The 20,737-nt window shown below is 69.1% G+C and carries 11 protein-coding genes and 1 pseudogene; 6 read left to right on the top strand and 6 right to left on the bottom strand.

Translation table 11 applies throughout. The features are described from left to right. Positions 1-121 precede the first annotated feature (121 nt). Both ABH926_RS50725 and ABH926_RS50730 read left to right on the top strand, forming a co-directional pair. Complete coding sequence (locus tag ABH926_RS50725) at positions 122-4,159, top strand: RHS repeat-associated core domain-containing protein (RefSeq protein WP_370374616.1); 4,038 nt, start codon at positions 122-124, stop codon at positions 4,157-4,159. 10 nt (positions 4,160-4,169) lie between these two features. Continuing rightward, positions 4,170-4,793 carry a hypothetical protein gene (locus ABH926_RS50730; protein WP_370374617.1) on the top strand — a complete coding sequence of 208 codons (624 nt, stop codon included), beginning with the start codon at positions 4,170-4,172 and terminating at the stop codon, positions 4,791-4,793. A gap of 512 nt (positions 4,794-5,305) precedes the next feature. Here ABH926_RS50730 and ABH926_RS50735 read toward each other — a convergent pair. The 3 genes from ABH926_RS50735 to ABH926_RS50745 all read right to left on the bottom strand — a co-directional run bounded on the left by ABH926_RS50735 (position 5,306) and on the right by ABH926_RS50745 (position 11,329). Then, a complete protein-coding gene (locus ABH926_RS50735; RefSeq protein WP_370374618.1) occupies positions 5,306-5,785 on the bottom strand; it encodes a hypothetical protein in 480 nt (159 codons plus the stop codon). Between the two features lie 5 nt (positions 5,786-5,790). Then, a complete protein-coding gene (locus tag ABH926_RS50740; RefSeq protein WP_370374619.1) occupies positions 5,791-10,374 on the bottom strand; it encodes an RHS repeat-associated core domain-containing protein in 4,584 nt (1,527 codons plus the stop codon). A gap of 163 nt (positions 10,375-10,537) precedes the next feature. Continuing rightward, entirely contained in the window at positions 10,538-11,329 is a 792-nt protein-coding gene (locus ABH926_RS50745; protein ID WP_370374620.1) for a hypothetical protein, read from the bottom strand. Between the two features lie 664 nt (positions 11,330-11,993). Between ABH926_RS50745 and ABH926_RS50750 the strand changes: the two genes are divergently transcribed. Together ABH926_RS50750 and ABH926_RS50755 are read left to right on the top strand one after the other, a co-directional pair. After that, positions 11,994-13,157, top strand: a complete 1,164-nt coding sequence (locus ABH926_RS50750; RefSeq protein WP_370374621.1) for a N(5)-(carboxyethyl)ornithine synthase — start codon at positions 11,994-11,996, stop codon at positions 13,155-13,157. A 562-nt stretch (positions 13,158-13,719) separates the two neighbouring features. Continuing rightward, the gene (locus ABH926_RS50755) at positions 13,720-15,435 is read left to right on the top strand and encodes a cell wall-binding repeat-containing protein (RefSeq protein ID WP_370374622.1); all 1,716 of its coding nucleotides are present in this window, start codon (positions 13,720-13,722) and stop codon (positions 15,433-15,435) included. Between the two features lie 119 nt (positions 15,436-15,554). Here the strand turns inward: ABH926_RS50755 and ABH926_RS50760 are convergent, their stop codons facing one another. From ABH926_RS50760 to ABH926_RS50770, 3 genes are read right to left on the bottom strand one after another with little or no spacing between them, the layout of a single operon-like run. Continuing rightward, the gene (locus ABH926_RS50760) at positions 15,555-18,089 is read right to left on the bottom strand and encodes an FtsX-like permease family protein (RefSeq protein ID WP_370374623.1); all 2,535 of its coding nucleotides are present in this window, start codon (positions 18,087-18,089) and stop codon (positions 15,555-15,557) included. Continuing rightward, the gene (locus ABH926_RS50765) at positions 18,086-18,805 is read right to left on the bottom strand and encodes an ABC transporter ATP-binding protein (protein ID WP_370374624.1); all 720 of its coding nucleotides are present in this window, start codon (positions 18,803-18,805) and stop codon (positions 18,086-18,088) included. The genes ABH926_RS50760 and ABH926_RS50765 overlap by 4 nt, the downstream gene beginning before the upstream one ends. A gap of 2 nt (positions 18,806-18,807) precedes the next feature. After that, positions 18,808-19,392 (bottom strand): PadR family transcriptional regulator, encoded by a 585-nt coding sequence (locus ABH926_RS50770; protein ID WP_370374625.1) that lies wholly within the window; start codon positions 19,390-19,392, stop codon positions 18,808-18,810. Positions 19,393-19,603: 211 nt separating this feature from the next. Here ABH926_RS50770 and ABH926_RS50775 point away from each other — a divergent pair. Both ABH926_RS50775 and ABH926_RS50780 read left to right on the top strand, forming a co-directional pair. After that, positions 19,604-19,927, top strand: a pseudogene (locus ABH926_RS50775) (low temperature requirement protein A); the annotation flags it as partial. A gap of 106 nt (positions 19,928-20,033) precedes the next feature. Then, on the top strand, positions 20,034-20,690 hold the full coding sequence (locus tag ABH926_RS50780) for an Ig-like domain repeat protein (RefSeq protein ID WP_370374626.1): 657 nt from the start codon (positions 20,034-20,036) through the stop codon (positions 20,688-20,690). Positions 20,691-20,737 lie beyond the last annotated feature (47 nt).

Below are 20,737 nucleotides of genomic sequence, written 5' to 3' on the forward strand. Positions count from 1 at the left end.
TGCCGCGCCCAAGCCCCAACAACTAACCCCCTGACCAGCCCGCCTCACCCAACGCCAGCGATGAACCGGGCATCACGGTACATCCCGCCCTCTGAACAACGCCAAAGCCAAGATGGCGGCGTTGACCAAGCAGGCCAACGACGCCTACAACGACCGCATTGCCGCCGCCAAGGCCTGCCAAAGCGCCCTCGGTAAGGCCCAAGGCGACGGCATCCACAACAAGTCCTGGTGGGACCACGTCGCCGAGGACCTGTCCGAGTGGGGCGGCAAGATCGCCGAGATCGCCAACGACCTCGCACCGTTCCTGGATGTCCTGGCCCTGGCCACCTCCTGGATCCCCGGCGTGGACGTGGTCACCGCCGCCCTGGCCGAAGCCGACAACATCATCGCCCTGGTCGGCACCGGCATGCAGATCGCCGGCGACGCCATGCAAGGCCACTGGGGCGACGCCCTCATGGGCGTCGGCATGCTCGGTGCCCAGTACCTCGGCGGCAAGATGTTCGAGAAGTTCGGCGGGAAGCTGATCGAGAAGATCGGCGCTCGCGGCAACAAACTGGCCTGCGAAGGCGGCGACCCGGTGGATGTCGTCTCAGGGAACGTGATCGCCAACGAGGTCGATCTCGAGCTCCCCGGTACACTCCCGATGGCCCTGAGACGGGCGTACTCGTCAGGCAACTTCGCGGGCCGCCTCCTCGGCGCCGGCTGGTCGTCCACGCTCGACCAGCGGATCGCCGTCAACGGAGCCGGGATCCACTTCGCCGGCGACTACGCCCAGATCCTCACCTACCCGGTCCCCGCCGGCGATGGAAGTGTGCTGCCGACGGAGGGGGCGCGCTGGCCTTTGGTCTGGGACCGTGCGCGCGACGAGATCCGCGTGGACAATCCGTGGAGCGGACTCAGTTGGCATTTCGACACCGTTCACCATCAATCCGATGACGGGCAGATTCGCGACCTGACCGCGATCTCGGACCGGAATGGCAATCGGATCACCTTCGTCCGTGACGATGTGGGCACCCCGCTGCGCATCGAGCACAGCGGCGGATACCGGATCGCCGTCGACACCGCGGCGACTCCCGCCGGCGTCCGGGTCACCGGGTTCAAGCTGCGCGACGAAGCGGCCGCTGACGGGTACGTCCAGATCGTCGAGTACCGCTACGACGACCGCGGCCGCCTGGTCGCCGTCGTCAACTCCTCCGGCCTGCCCTACTCCTACGACTTCGACGACGAAGACCGGATCGTTGCGTTCACAGACCGCCTCGGCTTCCGGTACACCTATGAATACGACAGGCAGGGGCGAGTCCTCCGCGCCACCGGTGCCGAGGGCTTCCTGACTGCATCCTTCACCTACGCCGAGGAGGAGAACACCACCGTCGTGACCGACTCTCTCGGTCATCCGACAACGTATCGCTACGACGATCACGGCCACCTCGTGGCGGTCACCGATCCGCTGGGCGGCACGGTCATGAGCGACTACGACCGCTACGGCCGCCTCGCCTCCAGAATCGACGCTCTGGGCAACCGCACCAGCTTCGAGTTCGACGAAGGCGGCGACGTGGTGCGGGTCACCGACCCGGACGGCGCGGTGACGCGGTTCGAGTACAACGGATTCCATCAGCCGGTTCTGGTGCAGACCGCCGACGGCCCGATCTGGCGGCGTCGGTACGACGAGCGCGGGAACCTGACAGAGGTGGTGGAGCCGGGCGGCGCGACCACCCGGGCCGAGCGATCCGACCGCGGCGCGATCACCCGCGGCGTCGACCCCGCCGGCTCGGCCGTCGGCTACCGGTGCGATGCGGCCGGCCTGCCGATTTCCGTGACCGACCCGCTCGGCGGCGCGATCCACGCCGTACGCGACGCGTTCGGCCGGGTCACGGCGGTCACGGACGCGACCGGCGCGACGACCCGCTACCAGTGGACCGTCGAGGGCTTCCTCGCCGAGCGCACCGAGCCGGACGGCGCCCGGTCGAGCTGGTCCTACGACGCCGAGGGCAACGAGATACGCAGCGTCGACGCGGTCGGCGCGGTGACGGTGACCGAGCCCGGGCCGTTCGGCAGGATCGCGGCACGGACCGGGCCGGACGGTGTGCGCCACGAGTTCACCCACGACACCGAGCTGAACCTCCTGTCGGTCACGGGCCCGGCTGGTGCGATCTGGCACTACGGGTACGACGCCGCCGGACGCCTGGTGACCGAGCAGGACTTCGCCGGCCGCCGCCTCGGCTACGAATACGACGCCGCCGGAAGGATGGTGGCGCGGATCACCGGCTCCGGCGAGCGGATCGGATTCGAGTACGACGCCGCCGGACGGCTGGCGCGCCGTCGGACCCCCGACGGCGACTACACCTACGGATACGACACCGAGCACCGGATCACCAGCCTCAGCGGTCCCGGCAGCCGGGTCGAATACACGTGGAACGACGCGGGCCGGCTCGCCGCCGAGAGCACCGACGGCCGCCGGACGGCGTACGAGTACGACGTAGCAGGGCGTCGTGTCCGCCGGATCACCCCCGGCGGCGCCGTGTCGGAGTGGTCGTACGACGCGGCCGGCCAGGCCGAGACTCTGCGCGCCGGCTCGCACCTGCTGACCTTCAGGCTGGACGCCGCCGGTCGCGAGGTTCAGCGGATCCTGCCCGGGGCTCGAATCGACTTCGCCTTCGACCCGGCGGGCCGGGTCGAAGCCCAGCGGGTGTGGGCCGGCGACGGGCCCACGGAGCGTCGGCAGGTCGTCGGGCGCGAATGGCGCCGCCGGGCCGACGGGATCCCGACGGAGATCCACGACAGCCTGCGAGGCGTCCGCCGCTATGAGACGGACCCGATCGGCCGGGTCACTGCCGTGACAGCGCAGGACTGGCGCGAGGAGTACGCCTACGACGCGTTCGGCCAGGTGACGACACCTGGGGTGGCGACACCTGGCGACGCCGCGCCGACCCTGCAGGCGGTCGGGGACGGTGGTCCCGCTCAGGCCCGATCACGAGGCGGCCGGCGCACCAGTTGTGAATACGACGCCGCCGGACGGGTGACCCGCACGATCCGCCGGACCCTCGATGGCCGCCGGATCGTCCGCGTGTTCCAGTGGAACAGCGAAGACCGGTTGGTAGAGACGGTCGCACCGGACGGGACGCGCTGGCACTACGCCTACGACCCTCTCGGCCGCCGTGTCTCCAAGGCACGCGTGTCCCCGGAGGGGGCGGTCGTCGAGCAGACCGTCTTCGTCTGGGACGGGCCGGTGCTCGTGGAACAGCACGCCCACACCGCCGATGCCTCGGTGGCGGTCCTCACCTGGGACTACGATCCCGGAACCGGCGCGCCGGCGGCCCAGCGCAGCCGTACCTCGACCGCGGCCGACCTGGATCTGGTGGACGAGACGTTCCACGCCATCGTCACCGACCTGGCCGGAACGCCCACCGAACTCCTCGATGACAGCGGTGCCATCGCCTGGCGCACCACGACGGACCTGTGGGGCCGCATGGTCGCCGGGTCCGCAGACGCCGGCGCCGACTGTCCGCTGCGGTTCGCGGGACAGTACTTCGACGCCGAGACCGAGCTGCACTACAACCTGCACCGGTACTACGACCCGGACACCGCCGCCTACTTGTCCCCGGACCCGCTGGGTCTGGTCGCGGGTCCGAACGATCACGCCTACGTCCCGAACCCGCTGGTCGACACCGACCCGTTCGGCCTCATGTGCGATAAGGCGTTGATGAAGTGGTCCGACGAGACCATGGACAAGGCGACGGCCTACCACGACCTGCACAAGGGCGTCGACGACTGGTTCCACCAGAACGGGACCACCGCGGTCGTCAGGGCCCGGTTCCCCGACGGCAACGGCAACTGGGTAGTGAAGGACGTCGTCGCGCACAGCGGAAAGGAGACCGAGGAGATGGCCGTCGCCCTCCAGTCCGCGGCCGTGAAGAACGGCGACATCGCGGTGCCGTTCAACGTCCCGGGCTTCACCCATGCCGAGCACAACGCCTTGCTGTTCATCAACAAGCTCGGGGGCGTGCCGGTGGCCGGCGGCGCTTCGCGTCCGGTGTGCAGGGACTTCTGCGGACCCCTCATCCAGGGCACCAAGGGAACCATTTACGGCCAGATCATCCCCAAGACCCACGGCCATCAGGTGAGAGGATTCTTCTGGTCTGGATCGATGAACATCAAGTGAGGGGCAGCAGATGGCCGGGATCGACGACATCCTCGCCGAGCAGGCACGACGTCTGGCCGAGCGGGAGTCGCTCCAGGACAGGCTCACTCCTGTCCTGGAGGACTTCGTAGCTCGGGCGACCGGGGAACAGGCGGCCTGCTTCGCCGCCGCCTGCGCGGAACGCGCGGCGGGAATCCTGCTGTGGAATGCCGCTTCGGAAGGGCGCGAGGCCGAAGCGGACGTCTATCTACGGGCGGTGGAACAGCTCTGGACGGATCCAACCGAGAGCCCCGCGATCACGCAGGACGACCTGCAACGGCTGTACGAGCTGTCGCACCATTACGAGTCCGGCGGCAAGGCCGCGGGTTTCGCCGAGCTCGCCGCCAGAGTCCTGTGGTCCGCCCTCGCCGTCACGGAGAAGGGGGAGCCATCGGCAGCCCGCTCGGTGTCGTCCACCACGTTGAAGATCGCCTCGGGCCTCGAAAAGGCGACGGGAACCTCGCTGGAGGCCGATGAGGCCGACCGCCAAGCAGCCGACATGCGGAACCTGATCGAGGACGGGAGCGCCGAGGAGCTGAAGGCGACGCTTCGCGAGCAGTCCCGCGCCGTCGGCCGTGACTGGCTCGCACTCGCACAGGACTACGCGAGGTCTTAGGCGGCGAGTGGTGCGGCGGCCGACTCTGAGTGAGGCGGGCGCGGGACCTGCCTGGTTCCTTCGCCCGAGCCTTGCGGATCAGACCTGACGAGTACCAGGCTACGGCCAGACCCTGAGCAGGGAAGGGCTGACCGCAGCCCTGCCCCGTGGCGTCAGCTGTCAGGTCACCTGGTGCCTGTGAGGCCGGGGCCGAACGGTTCAGTGGCCCGCCTCGAACCGGACTGCGCGATCGTCCCGCACAGCCGTCCAGTTGCAGTCTCAGTTGCATTTGCGACAGATGCGGAGGGTCGCAGAGAGCGACTCGTTCCTCGCGCGATGAGATTCACGCGGCGTCAGCAATCTTCCGCAGCTCTCGCGGCGGCCGTTGACAAGACGCGAAAGCGTGTGAGGTGCAAGCCTCCGTGGGTTCAAATCCCACCGTCACCGCTTTGAGAACAGCCCCTGAGCTGTGAGAACGCAGAGCGGGGGCTGTTTCGCTTCCTTGCGGACTCCGCCCGGAGCCCCCGCCCGGCCTAGTCGTAGTAAGCCTTCGGTGCAGCGAGGACGCTCGTGAAGTACGTCGGCATATGCCTGTCGTTGATGGGATTGTCGTCGGACGGCTCACGGGCGAATCCCAGCGTGAGGTGCGGCACCTCCGGGTTGAAGCCGTCGCGGTCCCCGATGTCGTATCCCGCGGCCGCGACGGCGTCGAGGACTTCGTCCGCGGGGGTGTCGAAGATGTCGATGCCGCGCCAGGTGACCGTGATCTCCTTCGGACCTGGTTGGGGGCGCCAGACTTCCACCGAGGTCAGGGTCTTGGTGTCCTCGATGTTGAAGGTGATCGCGAAGCGGGGGTGGACGACGTCGATCTGCGTCACGGACCACGGTTGCGGGGGGCCGTCGTTGAGGGTCTGGACCTCGCCGATCGCCTCGGCTGCGCGCCTGACCTCGTCCCGGGGCATGCCGAAGGGGAATCCGGTGATGCCGTTCGGGGGGTCCAGTTCGATCTCCATGGGCGTCATTTTAGGAGGCACGTCCTGATCGTCCATCCGTTCTTCGACAGGAAGTCCTGCAGGTGGGTGTTGTTCGGCAGGTCGTCGACCATCTCCTTGATCGCCCCGTCGTACTTCGTGCCGAACTGCCTGCGGATCAGGAAGATGTCCATCTGCATCGCCTTGTCGAACTCGCCTCGGGCGATCATCCTGCCCTGCAGCGCCCGGTAGGCCTTGCTCTGGGCCTTGCTGCCGGTGCTGACGAAGGCCCGGTGGTCCGCGTAGCTCATGCGGATCGCGGGACCGTACTCCCAGTCCAGGCTGTGCGTGAGGTTCAGCTGCAGCCAGGCGTTCTTGGCCGGGACGTGGTTGATCTCGAAGGAGCCCGCGCTGCGCGGCGTCACGCCGGGCGGGTTGGACGGGCGCATGTCGTGCCAGTTGCCGCCGTCCTGGCCCGCCTGGCTGCCCGGGGTGGTCGCCAGGCCGAGCGGGTCGATCCAGGCTGTCGGGTTCGGCGCGTACCCGTACGGGTTCGGCGCGGGATCCAGGCCCAGCGGGTCGCTGGACAGATACCGGCCGGTCTCCGGGTCGTAGTACCGCGCGTAGTTGTAGTCGAGTCCGGTCTCGTCGTCGTGGTACTGCCCCGGGAAGCCGAGCGGGCAGCGTTCCGGCGCGTCCGTGCGGGTCCGGCGCCCCCACAGGTCCGTGCGGGACGCGGGCAGCACCCGGCCGTCGGCGCCGACCAGTTCCGACGGCGTGCCCACGAGGTCCGCGACGATCGCGAAGAAGCGCCGGTCCAGATCCTCGGGATCCGATGCGCCCGCCGACCCGTGATCCGCCGACTCGTGATCCGCCGGCCCCCGATCGGCCGTCTCGGTCTGGGCCACGAGCTGCCACGTCCCCGGTTCCCAGTCCCAGGTGACCGTTCTCCGCCGCCCGTCGCCTCCAGTGGAGGTCTGCTCGGCGAGCTGCGCGTCGTCCCAGACGAACCGGACTTCCTCCACGACCGTCGCACCGTCGGCACCCAGCCGCTGCTTGGCGATGCGCCGCCCCAGCGGGTCGTAGCGGTACGCCCACACCGCGCCGTCGGGCAGGATCACCCGGGCGAGCCGGTCCTCGGCGTCCCACTCATACCGGCGTTCCCGGCGCTGCCCCGACAAGGTCCTGGTGCGGACGAGGACGACGCGACCCCGCTCGTCGTACTCATAACTGCGGCGGCCCGCCGACCGGAGCAGAACCCCGCTATAGGCCCGGTCGCCCCCGACCGGATCGTCGGCCACGGCGCTGTCAGTGGAGCGGGTGATGTTGCCGAGTCCGTCGTAGGCGTAGGTCTGCGTCCAGTTCCGAGCTTCGACCCCCGTCACCCTTCCGCCGGGGCTCAGCTCGAACCGGCGGTCGCCGTGCAACAGATCGGCGACTGATTCCAGAGTGCTGTCACCGCGGTAGCCGTAGGTCCGCCGCTGCGCACTCCGCTGCGGGTCGGGTTGCCCGTCGGTCCCGGCCGGCGCCAGCAGCTGACCGGTCAACCGGTCGGCGACGTCCCAGCTCTGGGCGAGGACGAGCGCGCCCAGCGACCGGTGCACCTCGCGTCCGGCCGCGTCGTAGGCGAAGCGGACCGCCCCGGCGTCCGACTCCAGCGCGACCGGCCGACCCGCGCCGTCATAGGCCCAGGTCGAGACCACCCCGCTGGGTGTGATCCGCCGGATCCGGCGGCCCAGCGCGTCGTACTCGTGCCGTACGGTCCGGCCGTCGACCGTCTCGGCCAGCACCCGGCCCATCTCGTCGCGGACATACTCCACGACCGCGTCGGGCCCGGCGATGCGGAGCGGCAGGTCCGCGGCCGAGCTGTGCTCGATCGTCGTCCGGCCGTCCGCGGTCTCCCAAGCCGCGAGCGCGCCGTTCGGGGTGTAGGCGAAGCGGGTCTCGGCACCGGCGGCGATCTTCGCGACGAGCTGCCCCGCGGCGTCGTGCCGGTAGTCCAGGCGGCGGCCGTCGAAACTGGTCTCGGCGACCAGCCGCCCGGCCGGATCGTATTCGTAGGACCACACGCGGCCGTCCGGTCCGCAGACCGACGTCAGGCGCAATTCCGTGTCGTAGCCGAAGGTGTGGCGCTCGCCGTCGGGCATGGTGCGGGCGCGCAGCAGTCCGAACGGCCCGAACTCGAAACGGCTGACCGCCCCGGCGGCGTCGCGTTCGGCGGTGAGCCGGCCTTCGGCGTCGTACTCCCAGGCTTCCGTGCCGCCGTCCGGCAGCAGCCGCTCCTCCAGACGCCCGTCGAGGCCCCGGCGCGTTTCGGTCCGGCGGCCCAGCGGGCCGATCGTGGCCGTCACGGCGCCGAACTCGTCCCGCTCGAACCGCGCGACGCGGCCCAGCGGATCCACCGTCTCCAGGATCAGGCCGGCGTCGTCGTTGGCGAAGCGGTACTCGCCGCCGGCCGCGTCCCTGGCGCTGACGCAGTGGCCGCGCTCATCGTATTCGTAGCGGGTCACGGCGCCGGCGGCGTCGGCCGAGGCCAGCAGGTTGCCGCGGTCGTCATAGGTGTAGAGCGCGCGGACCGTGTCGCCTTCGCGGACGGAGGTCAGCTGCCGCAGCTCGTTGTAGCCGAGGTCGGCGACCGTCCCGTCGGGGCCGATGATGCTCACCAGGTCGCCGCGGTCGTCGAGGATGTAGCCGGTGGTGCGGCCGATCTCGTCACGCCGGGACAGCAGCCTGCCGAACTGGTCGTAGGCCATGGTCACGACGGCGCCGAGGGGATCGACGACGCCGGTGAGGTGGCCGCGCTCGTCGTAGTGGAACTCGGTGACCCGGCCGAGGCTGTCGGTCACGCGGGTCACGCGGGCTTCGAGGTCGTAGTCGAAAGCGGCCGAGAGGATGCCGTCGAGGCCGACACCGCGCACGACACGGCTGTCCGCACCGTATTCGTAGGCGTAGCGGTAGCCGACGCGGTCGGTCCAGGAGGCGAGCCGGTCCTGGTCGTCGTAGTCGTAGACATACGGCACGCCGCTCGCGTCGGTGACGGCGGCCAGGCGGCCCCGGTCGTCGAAGGCGAACGTCCGCAGTGTGCTCGAAGTCTGATCGGTCAGGAGCCGGATCGCCGCCAGCCGCGGTCCGTCGGCGCTCGCGACGCTGTCGATGGCGAGCCGGTAGCCGGGCAGCGTGATCCCGGTCGGCGTGCCGTCCTCGGTCCGGTGGACGTCGATCCGGTTGCCGTTGCGGTCCGAGATCGCTGTCAGATCCCTGATCTGCGCGTCATCCTCCGCTCGGTGGTGCACGGCGGCGAAATGGCGGGTCCGGCCGGAAGCGGGATCGGTGATGCGGATCTCGTCGGTGGCGCGGTCCCACACCAGCGGCCAGCGCAGGCCCTCGGCCGGGGGCACCGGGCGGTCGCCGTCCGGCAGCGGGTAGTGCAGCGTCTGGCAGTCGTCGCCGACGAAGTGCAGGCCGGCGGCATTGACCGCGACGCGCTGGTCGAGGGTCGAGGACCAGCCGGGGCCGAACAGGCGGCCGTACTCGTAGTCCGAGGCGTAGGACCGGTTGAGCTCCAGGCTCAGGACGCCGGGCAGTCCGAGATCGAGCTCGCTCATGATCATCTGGCCGGAGACGACGTCGACCGGGTCGCCCTTAGAGAAGCAGCCGATGTTGCCCTCGGCCTTCTGCCCGAACTTCTCCAGCAGCTTGCCGCCGTACTTGTCCATCAGCTTGCCGCCGACCTTTTCGATCGCCTTGCCGCCGAGGAAGGTGAGGCCGAGCATGCCGGCGCCCATGAGGGCGTCGCCCCAGTGGCCTTGCATGGCGTCGCCAGCGATCTGCATGCCGGTGCCGACCAGGGCGATGATGTTGTCGGCTTCGGCAAGGGCGGCGGTGACCACGTCCACACCGGGGATCCAGGAGGTGGCCAGGGCCAGGACATCCAGGAAGGGGGCGAGGTCATTGGCGATCTCGGCGATCTTGCCGCCCCACTCGGACAGGTCCTCGGCGACGTGGTCCCACCAGGACTTGTTGTGGATGCCATCGCCTTGGGCCTTACCCAGGGCGCTTTGGCAGGCCTTGGCGGCGGCAATGCGGTCGTTGTAGGCGTCGTTGGCCTGCTTAGTCAACGCCGCCATCTTGGCTTTGGCATTGTTCAGGCTGGTCTGCGCGGTGTCATGCGCGGTTTGCGCGTCAGTGACAGCCTTCTGATTGGGGTTCGCCGCCTGGTTCTGCTGCGCCGTCTTCAGATCCGATGCCGCGTTGTTGGCGGTGGTCGTGGCGTGTTGCAGATCGGCGTGCGCGTCTTGGGCTTGGCGCAGTGCCGTGTCCGCTTTGGTCTGTGCCGCCTGCAGCGCCGGCCAGTATGCCGACAAGGCATCAGAGGCCTCGCTGTAGGACGTGTACAGCTTCTGCAACCGACCCGGCAGCGGGCCGTACTGGTTCTTGAACGCATCAGCGGTCTGACCTATCCACTGCATCGCAGCAGTGTCAGAACCGAACGAGTTCAGGCTGCGGTAAGCAGCCTCCACATCGTGGGCGAAGTCCCCGAACTGCTTCGCCAAAGCCTGAACCGACTCCACCACACCAGGCGTCGGATCCCCATCCGACCCCAGAATGTCCCAACCAGACGGACGCGCCATTGGCGAACCCCTCCCCCGTGTCTCGCCAGCCAAGGAGACGCCTATACCAAGACATTGATATAAGGCGTAACGACCTAGCTGGAGAGTTTACCCAAAAGCGCTGACAGGCAACCTCGGTGGACCGGCTGAAGGGACGGCATCGAGGTCGAATGGGAACCGCGGCTCATCCAAGTGGCGTGCCTATGTCTCTATCCCAGAAGAGCTTGTTCCTGGCGAAGGTGACGACGCTGCTGCCTGGTCGCCAGGCTTGCGGATCGGTCCCACGGATCAGGCAGCACGCCACGAGCCCGAGCGGCCACATCCGCCATTCGTCGTCGTCGAGGCTGCGAGCCACCGACTCGGCTCGCTCGGGATCGAGCCCGGCGATGAGTGACGCCGCCGTACCGAGCGCCGCGGTGCGGGCCGGGCCGGGCGATACCGCGGCGGCGATGTGGAGCAGTTCGTCCGGCAGGGTCTGCGTCCGGTGCGGGTCCGTGGCGGCGCGAGCGGCTGTCGCCAGGAGGTCGCTGACCGCGTAGAGGTCCGGGTCCTTCAGCATGGTGTCCTCGGCGGCGTCGCACAGCCGGCTGGTCAGGTTCGGGTCGCGGTCGGCCACCGCCTCGGCGAGCCGTACAAGGGTGGCGAGCCGCACACCGGCGTCGGCGATCCCGCCGGCCAGGGCGGCGGCCCGGCGCGGGTCGGTTGCGGCGACGGCCACCACCGAGGCCGCCGTGGCTGATGCCGCGGCCCTGATACGCGCGGCCACTTCCGGGTGCTCGGCGGACACTCGCGCCACCACCTCGTCCCGGCCGTCCTCATACACCACCGTGGCAATGACGCGGTCGGCCAGCTCCGGGAAGGCGCCCGCCACCGCGACCGCTGTATCGACCGAGAAGTAGCCTCGGGCTTGGGTGATGTGCAGTGCCTCCTCGGCCAGCTGCCTGGCCCGACGGGGCTCGGTGGCGGCATACGCCACCGCGAGAGGTGTGTAGGGCGTCCAGTGCGCGCCACTCAGCAGCGGCTCTGCCGAAGGGTTAGCATTCCGACGTTCACGCGTACGTCGCAGCGCTCCGCCAGAGTCGCACAGCCGTCAGGCAGCATCTGCTCACGGACGGTTGCCCGATCCGAGCTCACCTCCTGGTACTGTCAAGCTTGACACCGCCTTCTAGTGACGGTGCAGCCCACCGGCACAGCGCAGCCACATGCTCCGCGTCTTGGTACCCGGTCTGGGTCGTGGTCGCCCTTTGTAGCGCGATCGCCTCGATTGCTTCTGCCCCTTAGCGAGGGCCGACAGCACTGCTCGCCCGTCAGCCGTTCGACGAAGTGAGGGCTCCGCCATCAGCTATGGCTTTCACAGCACCTGCCCGCCCACTCAGTGCGGCCTCGCCACCTTCAGCGCGGCCCTGCTCCGCCACCTGACCGGCCATGACTCTGGCGACCGGGGATGCTCGGTGGGAGGTGGGCGTCGCATCGGCGGTGGGCCGGTTCCTGGGAGCGAACGACTCAGGTTCCCCACTCGCCGATGAGCGCACCGGCGGCTGCTGCGACGGCTTGGAGCGCGGCGGACGCAACGAGAACCAGGGGGCGGAATCGACGCTCGCGCTCATTTCCACTCTGCAGCACGGCAGAAAGTAAGGCATATGGACACCAACCTCAGTCTCGGCATCATCGCCCACTCCCGCAAGGAGAACGAGCACCGACTTCCCATCCACCCCACGCACTTCGAGCGCATCGACGCCGACGTGCGCGGGCGCATCCACCTGGAGCAGGGCTACGGCGAGCACTTCGGAGTCCCCGACAGCCAGCTGGCGCCGCTCGTCGCGGGGATCCGGCCGCGTGCTGAGCTGATCGCCGCGTGCGACGTCATCGTGCTGGCCAAGCCGATGCTGGAAGACGTGTCCGAGCTCCGCGAGCGCCAGATCCTGTGGGGCTGGCCGCACTGCGTCCAGGACACGAAGATGACCCAGACGGCCGTCGACCGGCGTCTGACCCTGATCGCATTCGAGGCGATGAACCACTGGACCGGTGACGGCTCGTTCAACCTGCACGTGTTCCACAAGAACAACGAGATGGCCGGGTACTCCTCGGTCCTGCACGCGATGCAGCTGCGAGGCTCGACCGGGGACTACGGTCGAAGGCAGCGTGCGGTCGTGATCGGCTTCGGCGCGACGGCGCGCGGGGTGGTGACAGCGCTCAACGCCCTCGGCGTCCACGACGTCGACGTTCTCACTGGTCGCGGCGTCACCGCGGTCGCCTCGCCCATCCACTCCGCGCGCATCGTCCAGTTCGACCACGACGAGGCCGACGACACCGGCGACCCGCGCCGCAGTCATGCCATCACCGACGAGGGCCGCCAGCCGCTCGCGGAATTCCTCGCGGACCACGACATCATCGTCAACTGTGTCCTGCAGGACACCAGCGCACCGCTGACCTTCCTCATAGAGGAAGACCTCGCGTCCCTGTCCCCCGGCACTCTGGTGATCGACGTGTCCTGCGACGCCGGCATGGGCTTCAGCTGGGCGCGCCCGACGACGTTCACCGAGCCGATGTTCACCGTCGGCGATGGTGTGCATTACTACGGTGTCGACCACAGCCCGTCTTACCTGTGGAACTCCGCCACGTGGGAGAACAGCGAAGCCCTGATCCCGTTCCTGCCCGCGGTCCTCGCTGGTCCGGCCGCATGGGAGGCCAACGAGACCATCCGGCGGGCGATTGAGATCCGGGAAGGCACGATCCAGAACCCCGCGATCCTGGCGTTCCAGCATCGGTCGGCGGAGTATCCGCACCTGGCGGTACCGGCTTAGGCCGCTGGCGACAAGCACGCACCGCAGACCCGAATGATCTCGCCTGGTTTCGCCTGGACGCGTCGCTGACCTGCGATTTTCTATGCGCCTCACACGCTTTTGCGGCGCGTGAGGCCACCGATGACGTCGCCTGATCCTTGTTGACAGCACCAGATCAGCATGCCGAGAATGTCGCTCCTACAGGGGTGTGCGTGTCAGCCCCAGCCTCGTCAGACCCTCCATGAGAGTAGCTGCCGTCTTGTCACGCTTTTCCCGCCCGCGTCTTATCGTGAGCTGCCTAACCGCAACCGGCACCGTCCTCGGCGCCACCGCCATCGCCGGGCCCGCGCACGCTACCCTTCCCGGTGATTCCTCAGGGGTCATCACCGCGCTGACTCGCGACGGCCATGGCGGCGAAGGTTATCAATCGGGGGCTGCCGACGGATCCCCTGTCACCACCTGGCAGCCCGATGCATCACTCGGCGAAGGCGGCCTCGCCTACTCGCCCGACAGCACTCGGATAGCTTTCATAGGCTCCGGCCAGCTGTGGGTCGCGCGGTCTGACGGGACACAGTCACATCCGGTGGCAGACGTTGGACGCTACGGTTTCGAGGGCCGTCCGGCCTGGTCGGCGGACGGTCAGTGGATCTATGTCCAGGACACCAGGGGCCTGGAAACCGGCGCCTGTGGCGTCGTCATCGACCGGATCCGGCCAGATGGCGGCCAGCAGGAACAGATAGCGACGTTCGCGACGGACAAGCCTGCTGGAGGCTGCCCCGGCTATACCGCCACGTTGTCGTCATCGGTGAACGGCGACCTCGCCATCTCGGCGAACGGCAATCTGGGCGTGCGGATCTGGCACCACAGCGACGGCAGCCTCACGCAACTGAACTATCCGAACCTGATACCCGCCGAAGCCGACTACTCGCCAGACGGCAAGTCACTGGTGTTCGTCGGTCAAGAGCTCCTGAACAACGGCGGCTACTACTCAGCGGGAATCTTCGTCGGAAGCGTCACCTCCGCGACCGTCAACCAGATCGTCTCGACAGCCGGCGACCCCAATCTCCCCGGCGGGTCGCACGATTTCCGCACCCCCGTGTGGGCCCCGGACGGCTCCGCCATCGCCTACCTGGATCAGGTGGACAACGGGTCATCAAATCCGGACAACAGCCTCCTGCTCTACAGCTTCGCCACCGGCCAAAGCCGCGCGCTCACCGGTTTCCACCCCTCTGCGCCGCTGACCTGGCGTCCCCGTACCGTCCCTCTGCCACCGCGCACCGTACCGACCGTCGATCGGATAGGCGGCCAGGACCGGATAGGCACCGCCGTCAACGCCTCGCGCTTCGAGTTCGCCAACGCCGGAACGACTGCGGCCACGGCGCGTACCGCGTCCTGCGCCGTTCTCACTCGATCCGACAGCTACGCCGATGCCTTGTCGGGGAGTGCCCTGGCCGGGGCGAAAGGCTGCCCGCTGCTGCTCACTCCGCACGACTCGCTGGATCCGGCCGTCGAAGGCGAACTTCACCGGGTGCTGCCGCGCGGCGCGACCGTCTACGTCCTCGGCGGGAGCGCGGCGCTGTCCCCGACAATCGACGATGAGCTGGCGAGGGCGGGCTTCGTCCCGCACCGGCTGAAGGGCGACGATCGCTATGCGACCAGCATCGCCATCGCAGGAGAGATCACGCCGCATCCCAAGATGGTCTTCGTCGCCACCGGCGACAACTTCCCAGACGCTTTGGCAGCGGGCGCGGTCGCTTCGAGCCGCGCTGACGCCGTCGTGCTGACGTTGCCCGCGCACGGCATGACCACCGCAGCGCGCGCCTACATCTCGTCGGCCATGGCCGACTCTCAGACAACGCTGGTGGCGGTCGGATCGCCCGGCTTCGACTCGATCCGGACCCTCTACTCGATAGATCAGATCAACGCATGGATCCTTTCCGGCCGGATGCACTCGGCAACCGGAGGCGATCGCTACGAGACCGCAGCCGCGTTGTTCATGAACTTCGGCACTCTCACGCATCAGACCGTCGCACTGGCGACCGGCAACAACTGGGCCGATGCACTCGCCGGCGGCTCAGTCGCCGGAATGCACAATGGCCTGATGCTGCTCACCAACGGAAGCACCTTCCCAGCTCGCGAGGGGGAGTATCTGCAAGACCCCCGCGGCGGGGTGAGCGAGGTACTGGTCTTCGGTGGCACCACCGCAGTACCGCCGGGCGCCGTCACCGCCTTCGAGAATGCAACAGGTGAGAGCGGCTGGCGGTCCTTCGACAACCGTACGGCGCCCATTGCGGACTAGGTTGCGGCGGCTGGCCTTCGCACGCTTCATAAACAGCCCCTGAACTACGGAAACGCAGAGCAGGGGCTGTTTCTTGTTCCGCTACGCCAGTGCGAACGATCCGCGTCCGTCGCCCCGCCCTACTCCAGTGCCTGCCGCCCGATCGACCGCGGCTCACGCCCGGCGAAGACCCACCCGCCGACCGCCGCCGCCGCGGGAATGCCGACCACGATCAGCAGCACGTCGGTCACCGGTACGTTGTGCATCTGGGCGCTGAGTGCGTCCTGGAAGTAGCAGACGATCCCCACATAGGCGACCACCGTCCCCAGCACCGAGGACAACAGCCCCAGCGCCCCGGCCGTCGCCGCCGTGATCGCCCGGCGCGTGCGGCGCCGCGCGCCGGTGGCCGTCAGGGTCCGCAGGTCGCCGGCGGTCTCGCTGCGCACCAGGCCGACGGTGGTCGCCAGGATGCCCAGGGCGAGCAGGATGCCGATCGCCGAGGCGAACGCGAGGACTTGGTTCAGGGTCGGGATGTTGTTGCGCGTCTCGATCGTCAGGGCATGCTCTGCGGCCAGCCGGCGTGCGGCTGCGGCTTGAGTGTCGCTCAGCGGCTTCGTTGTGTGAATCAGCCAGCTGTCAGCCGCCGTCCCGAGGTGCAGGACGTCCACTGCGTGCTGGGTCAGCACCAGGTTGGGCTCGGAGGTGCCGGTGGGCAACTGCGCGAAGTACTGGATCTTCGGGTGCGTGAAGGGTCCGGGCCGCGTAGCGTCGGGCGAAGGACCCTGACGGTGCGGGATGATGTCCAGGTTCGCCACCTGGTTCAGCCGCTGCCTGGCGGTGATGATCATCGTGTCCGGGCTGATGGCGGCCGGGTCGATCCCGTAGTGCCGCAGCAGTTCCGGCGTGGCCACGTAGACGACGCCGTTGCTGCGGCAGTTACCCCCGCCGTGTGCGGCGGAGCAGGTGCCGACGCCGGCCTCGGCGATGTCCAGCGGCAGGACGTCCGAGGAGCCGAGGGCCGTGCCGATCGCCGTGGCAGCGGCCTGATCCTGCGCCGCGGTCGTGCTGGTGCTGGTAGTGCTGGTAGTGCTTGTGGTGGTGGGCTGTGGCGCCGAAGGACCGAGGCCCTGTGCCACGTCCGACGACCCGCCGGCGACGATCAGCGCGTTGTACGGCAGGTTCGGCCCGACGTAGTCGACGCTGTCCGAGAAACGGCCGGCGGTGATCAGGATGACCGCCATCGCCATGTAGACCGCCACCGTGCTGGCCGCCAGCGCCGGTCCCGACCGCGAGCGGTAGCGGGCCACGTCCCGGAACGCGACCCGCGCCGCGAACGGCATCCGGCCGGCGATCGTGCCCAGCGCCCCGGCGGCGACCGGCGCCACCGAGATCAGCCCGAACACCTCGCACAGCAGCGCGGCCAGCACCACGACCTGCGCCCGGCCGCCGCCGCCGGCGGCGATCCCGCCGCTGACGAGCAGCAACACCGGAGCGGCCGTCAGCAGGATCACCGGCTTCCAGACGGTACGCACGACCGGCTTGGGCGGCATCGGCCGCTGGGCGAGCGAGGCGACCACCGACATCTGCGCGGCGTCCCTCGCCGGCCGCCGGGCGGCCAGCGTCGCGGTGACGACCGCCAGGACCATGGCGGTACCGATCAGCCACCACGGCACCTGGTTCCAGGACACGTGGTGGTTGACGCTGGCCGAGAAGCCCGGCGCATAGGCGATCCAGACCGCCAGGCCCAGTACGGCCCCTGCTATGGCCCCTGCCACGCCGACCACCGTGCCGTTGGCGACCATGACCCGGCGCACGTCGCGGTCGGTGGCGCCGAGCGAAGCGAGCATCCCCAGGGCGCGCTGGCGACGCTGGGCGAGGACCGTGAATCCGGCCACTGACACCAGGCCCACGAAAACCAGCCCGAGGCAGGTGAAGATCAGGACCAGGAAGGCCGGCGGGATGCCGGACGGCGTCTGCGGTGTGATCGGCTGGACGTGCTGTGGGAAGACGAAGCCCGCGAGCGAGTCGGCGGTGGCGTGGAAGAGCACCGTGGCCTGCACCGGCCCGGTCAGGGTACCTGGGGCGACCAGCGCGAAGGCGTCGCCGAGGTTCCAGGGGTTCTCCACGGTGCCGACGACGGCGTAGTCGTGTCCGGCGGCCTGCCAGACGTCGCCGACGCGCAATCCCAGCTGGGATGCCAGATTCGCGGTCAACGCAGTCTGGCCGGCGCCGGTCGGCCAGTGCCCGGAGCGCAGGGCGAGCAGCGGATGCCCGTACAGACCGTTCGGGTCCTGCGCCCGCAGCTGCGCGCCGCCTTTGGCCCCCGTGGCGACGTCCTGATTCTCGATGACGTCGACACCGCCGAAGTGCTCGCGGACGGCATCGATGTCGGCGGCCAAGCCGGCGCTGCCGCCGTCGCCTTCCAGTACGACCTGATGGGAGGCGGTACCGAAGGTGGACGTCGGCGGAACCGGTGTGTTGGTCAGGATCGCGCCGCCCAGCGTCGTCACCGCCACCGCTGTCGTGATCAGTGCCAGGACCAGGATCTGCTGGCGCCACTCGCGGCGGAACAGCCGCCAGGCCCAGCGCCGGACGGCCCGCTTGGCCGGTCGGCCACCGCGCGCCGGGCGATCGGTGCGCTCCCGTTCGAGCACCGCGGCCGGCGCGGCGCTCACCGCCCGCTCCCCGGAGCCGGCTCCAGCAGCGACTCCGGACGCTGGCGCGACGTCTGGTCCACGATCCGGCCGTCGCGGATGAACACGACACGGTCGGCCCACGCCGCGAGCTGCGCGTCGTGTGTCACGAACACCGCGGCCACACCCCGCTTGCACGCGGCCACCAGCAGCCGCATCACCGCCTCGCCGTTGGCCGAGTCCAGCGCACCGGACGGCTCGTCGGCAAGCAGCAGGCCGCGCTCGCCCACGATCGCGCGGGCGATCGACACCCGCTGGCGCTCGCCGCCCGACAGCTGGTCGGGGAAGTGGCTCGCGCGGTCGGTCAGCCCGAGCGACTCCATGGCGGTCAGGGCTGCCACGCGCGCCTTGCGGGCCGGGACGCCGTCGAGCTCCAGCGGCATGGCGACGTTCTCGGCCGCCGTGAGACCTGCGAGCAGGTTGTAGTCCTGGAACACGTAGCCGATGCGACGGCGGCGCAGCGCGGCTTTGGCGTCGCGGCTGAGCGAGGTCAGCGACCGGCCGTCGATGAGCACGTCGCCCTCGGTCGGATCCTCCAGGCTGCCGGCCACGGTCAACAGCGTGCTCTTGCCCGAGCCGCTGGGGCCCATGACGGCCACCAGCGAGCCGGCCTCCACGCTCAGGTTGACGCCCTGCAGGGCGTGCACCTCGGTCGATCCGTCGTTGTAGGACTTGGAGACGTTCTTCAGCTCGAGCACGATCAGCGCACCCCCACGCGGCGTCTCAGTTTCGGCATCCCGGCCGGCGCCTCCGGAAGGGGCTCGACGGCGGCGCGCTTGATACGGCCGTCGGCGGAGTCCAGCCAGCGCACGACCGAGTCCAGACGGAACAGCTCGGCGTCCACGGCCAGTGCGAACCCCAGGTCGGCGCCGTCATCGTCCTCTTTCAGGTGGGTCCACTGCTGCATCAACTCGACGAGATAGTGGCGGTGTACCTGGATCACCTCGTGCACGTCGACGTCAGGCAGCCGCAGTGACACCAACACTTTGACGACAAGTTCGTCGCGTGGCGGCAGACTCAGATCCGGAGGCGTGCGCAGCCAGGCGGCGAGCTCACCCGCGCCCTCGGCGGTGATGCGGAAGGACTTCTGCGTGCCGGCGTCGCCATCGCCGTCCTCGACGGGTTCGACGAGACCGTCTCGCTCCAGGCGCTGGAGCGTGGTGTAGACCTGGCCGACGTTCAACGGCCAGACCTCGCCGGTGCGGGCCTCGAACTCCTGGCGGAGTTGCAGGCCGTATTTCGGGCCCTCGCTGAGCAGGGCCAACAGGGCGTGGCGGAAGCTCATCGGGTTCGGCGCTTCGCGGTCTCAGGTGTTCGCGGCAGTAGCATACTCGGTATACTACTGCGCAGAATCGGGCGCGAGTCAAGGTGCTGCGTCATCGCTGCACACAAAGCAGCACGGGCATTGACACAATCTCCCTCGTGAGCACGGAGAAGGTCGACGTACCGGCAGCGGAGTCCGTCCGGCCTCTGGAGCTGTTCTCGACCTCGTATTCGTTTTCACGATCACGCAGGTCGCGACCGTGCTCTCCGCTTCGCCGACGGCGCTGGGCCTCGCGCGGGTGGCGGTGCTGCTGGTCGTCATCTGGTGGATGTACGCGGGCTACGCCTGGCTGACCAACGCCCTCGACCTCGATGCCAGCGGGCCGCGCCTGCTACTGCTGGCCGGTACGGCGGGTTTCTTCGTGATGTCGCTGACGGTGCCGAGGGCGGTGGGGGCGGGCTCGTGGGCCCTGCTGTTCGGCCTGTCCTACCTCGTTGTCGTGGTGGTGCATCTGGTGGCGTTCATCGGGACGTCGGGGCAACAGCACAGGCGGTGACGGGAGCGGGGGCGGTGGCGGTGGAGGCAGCAGCTTCGCCACCGCTTCGGGGACCAGCACGAGCTTCGCGCTCTCGACGATCGGGACAGCGAACAACAACGGCCAGGTGACCATCTCCTACGTGCTCCCGGCCACCAGCACGAGCGTGACGTCGGCCCCGAACCCCTCGGGCTTCGGCCAGCCGGTGACCCTGACCGCGACAGTGACCGCGACGGTGAACAACCCGACCGGCACGGTCACCTTCACCAACGGCACCACCACCCTGTGCGCCAACGCGGCACTCAACAACAGCGGCGTCGCGACCTGCACCACCACCGCGCTGCCGGTCGGCAACGACACCGTGACCGCGACCTACAACGGCGATATGAACAACGCCCCAAGCCACGGCACCACAGGGCAGACGGTGAACACCTCCATCACCGCCCTCACCGCCGCCCCCGCGACCGCCGGCCTCATCCGCGCCGGCGTCGGCGGCGTGCAGGTCTCCGGCCTGTCCGCCACCCTGACCGACAAGGCCACCGGAGCCCCGATCCCCGGACAGACCATCGTCTTCACCGGCCGGGCGGGCAACCTGCCGCTGTGCACCGCCGTGACCAATGCCAACGGCATCGCCAGTTGCACCGCCACCTTCAACCGGGGCTACGCCGGCAACATCCTGGCCATCGACTACCTCGTCATCTTCGGCTACACCGCCACCTTCACCCCGCCCGCCGGCTACACCGGTTCCGCTGCCAACGCCCGGATCGCGCTCGGCACCGTCTGACCAAGCACAACCGCGTCACAAGGCGGGGCAGGTATGGCGGATGCCGC

The sequence above is a fragment of the Catenulispora sp. GP43 genome (assembly GCF_041260665.1).
In the GTDB taxonomy this organism is placed as follows: domain Bacteria; phylum Actinomycetota; class Actinomycetes; order Streptomycetales; family Catenulisporaceae; genus Catenulispora.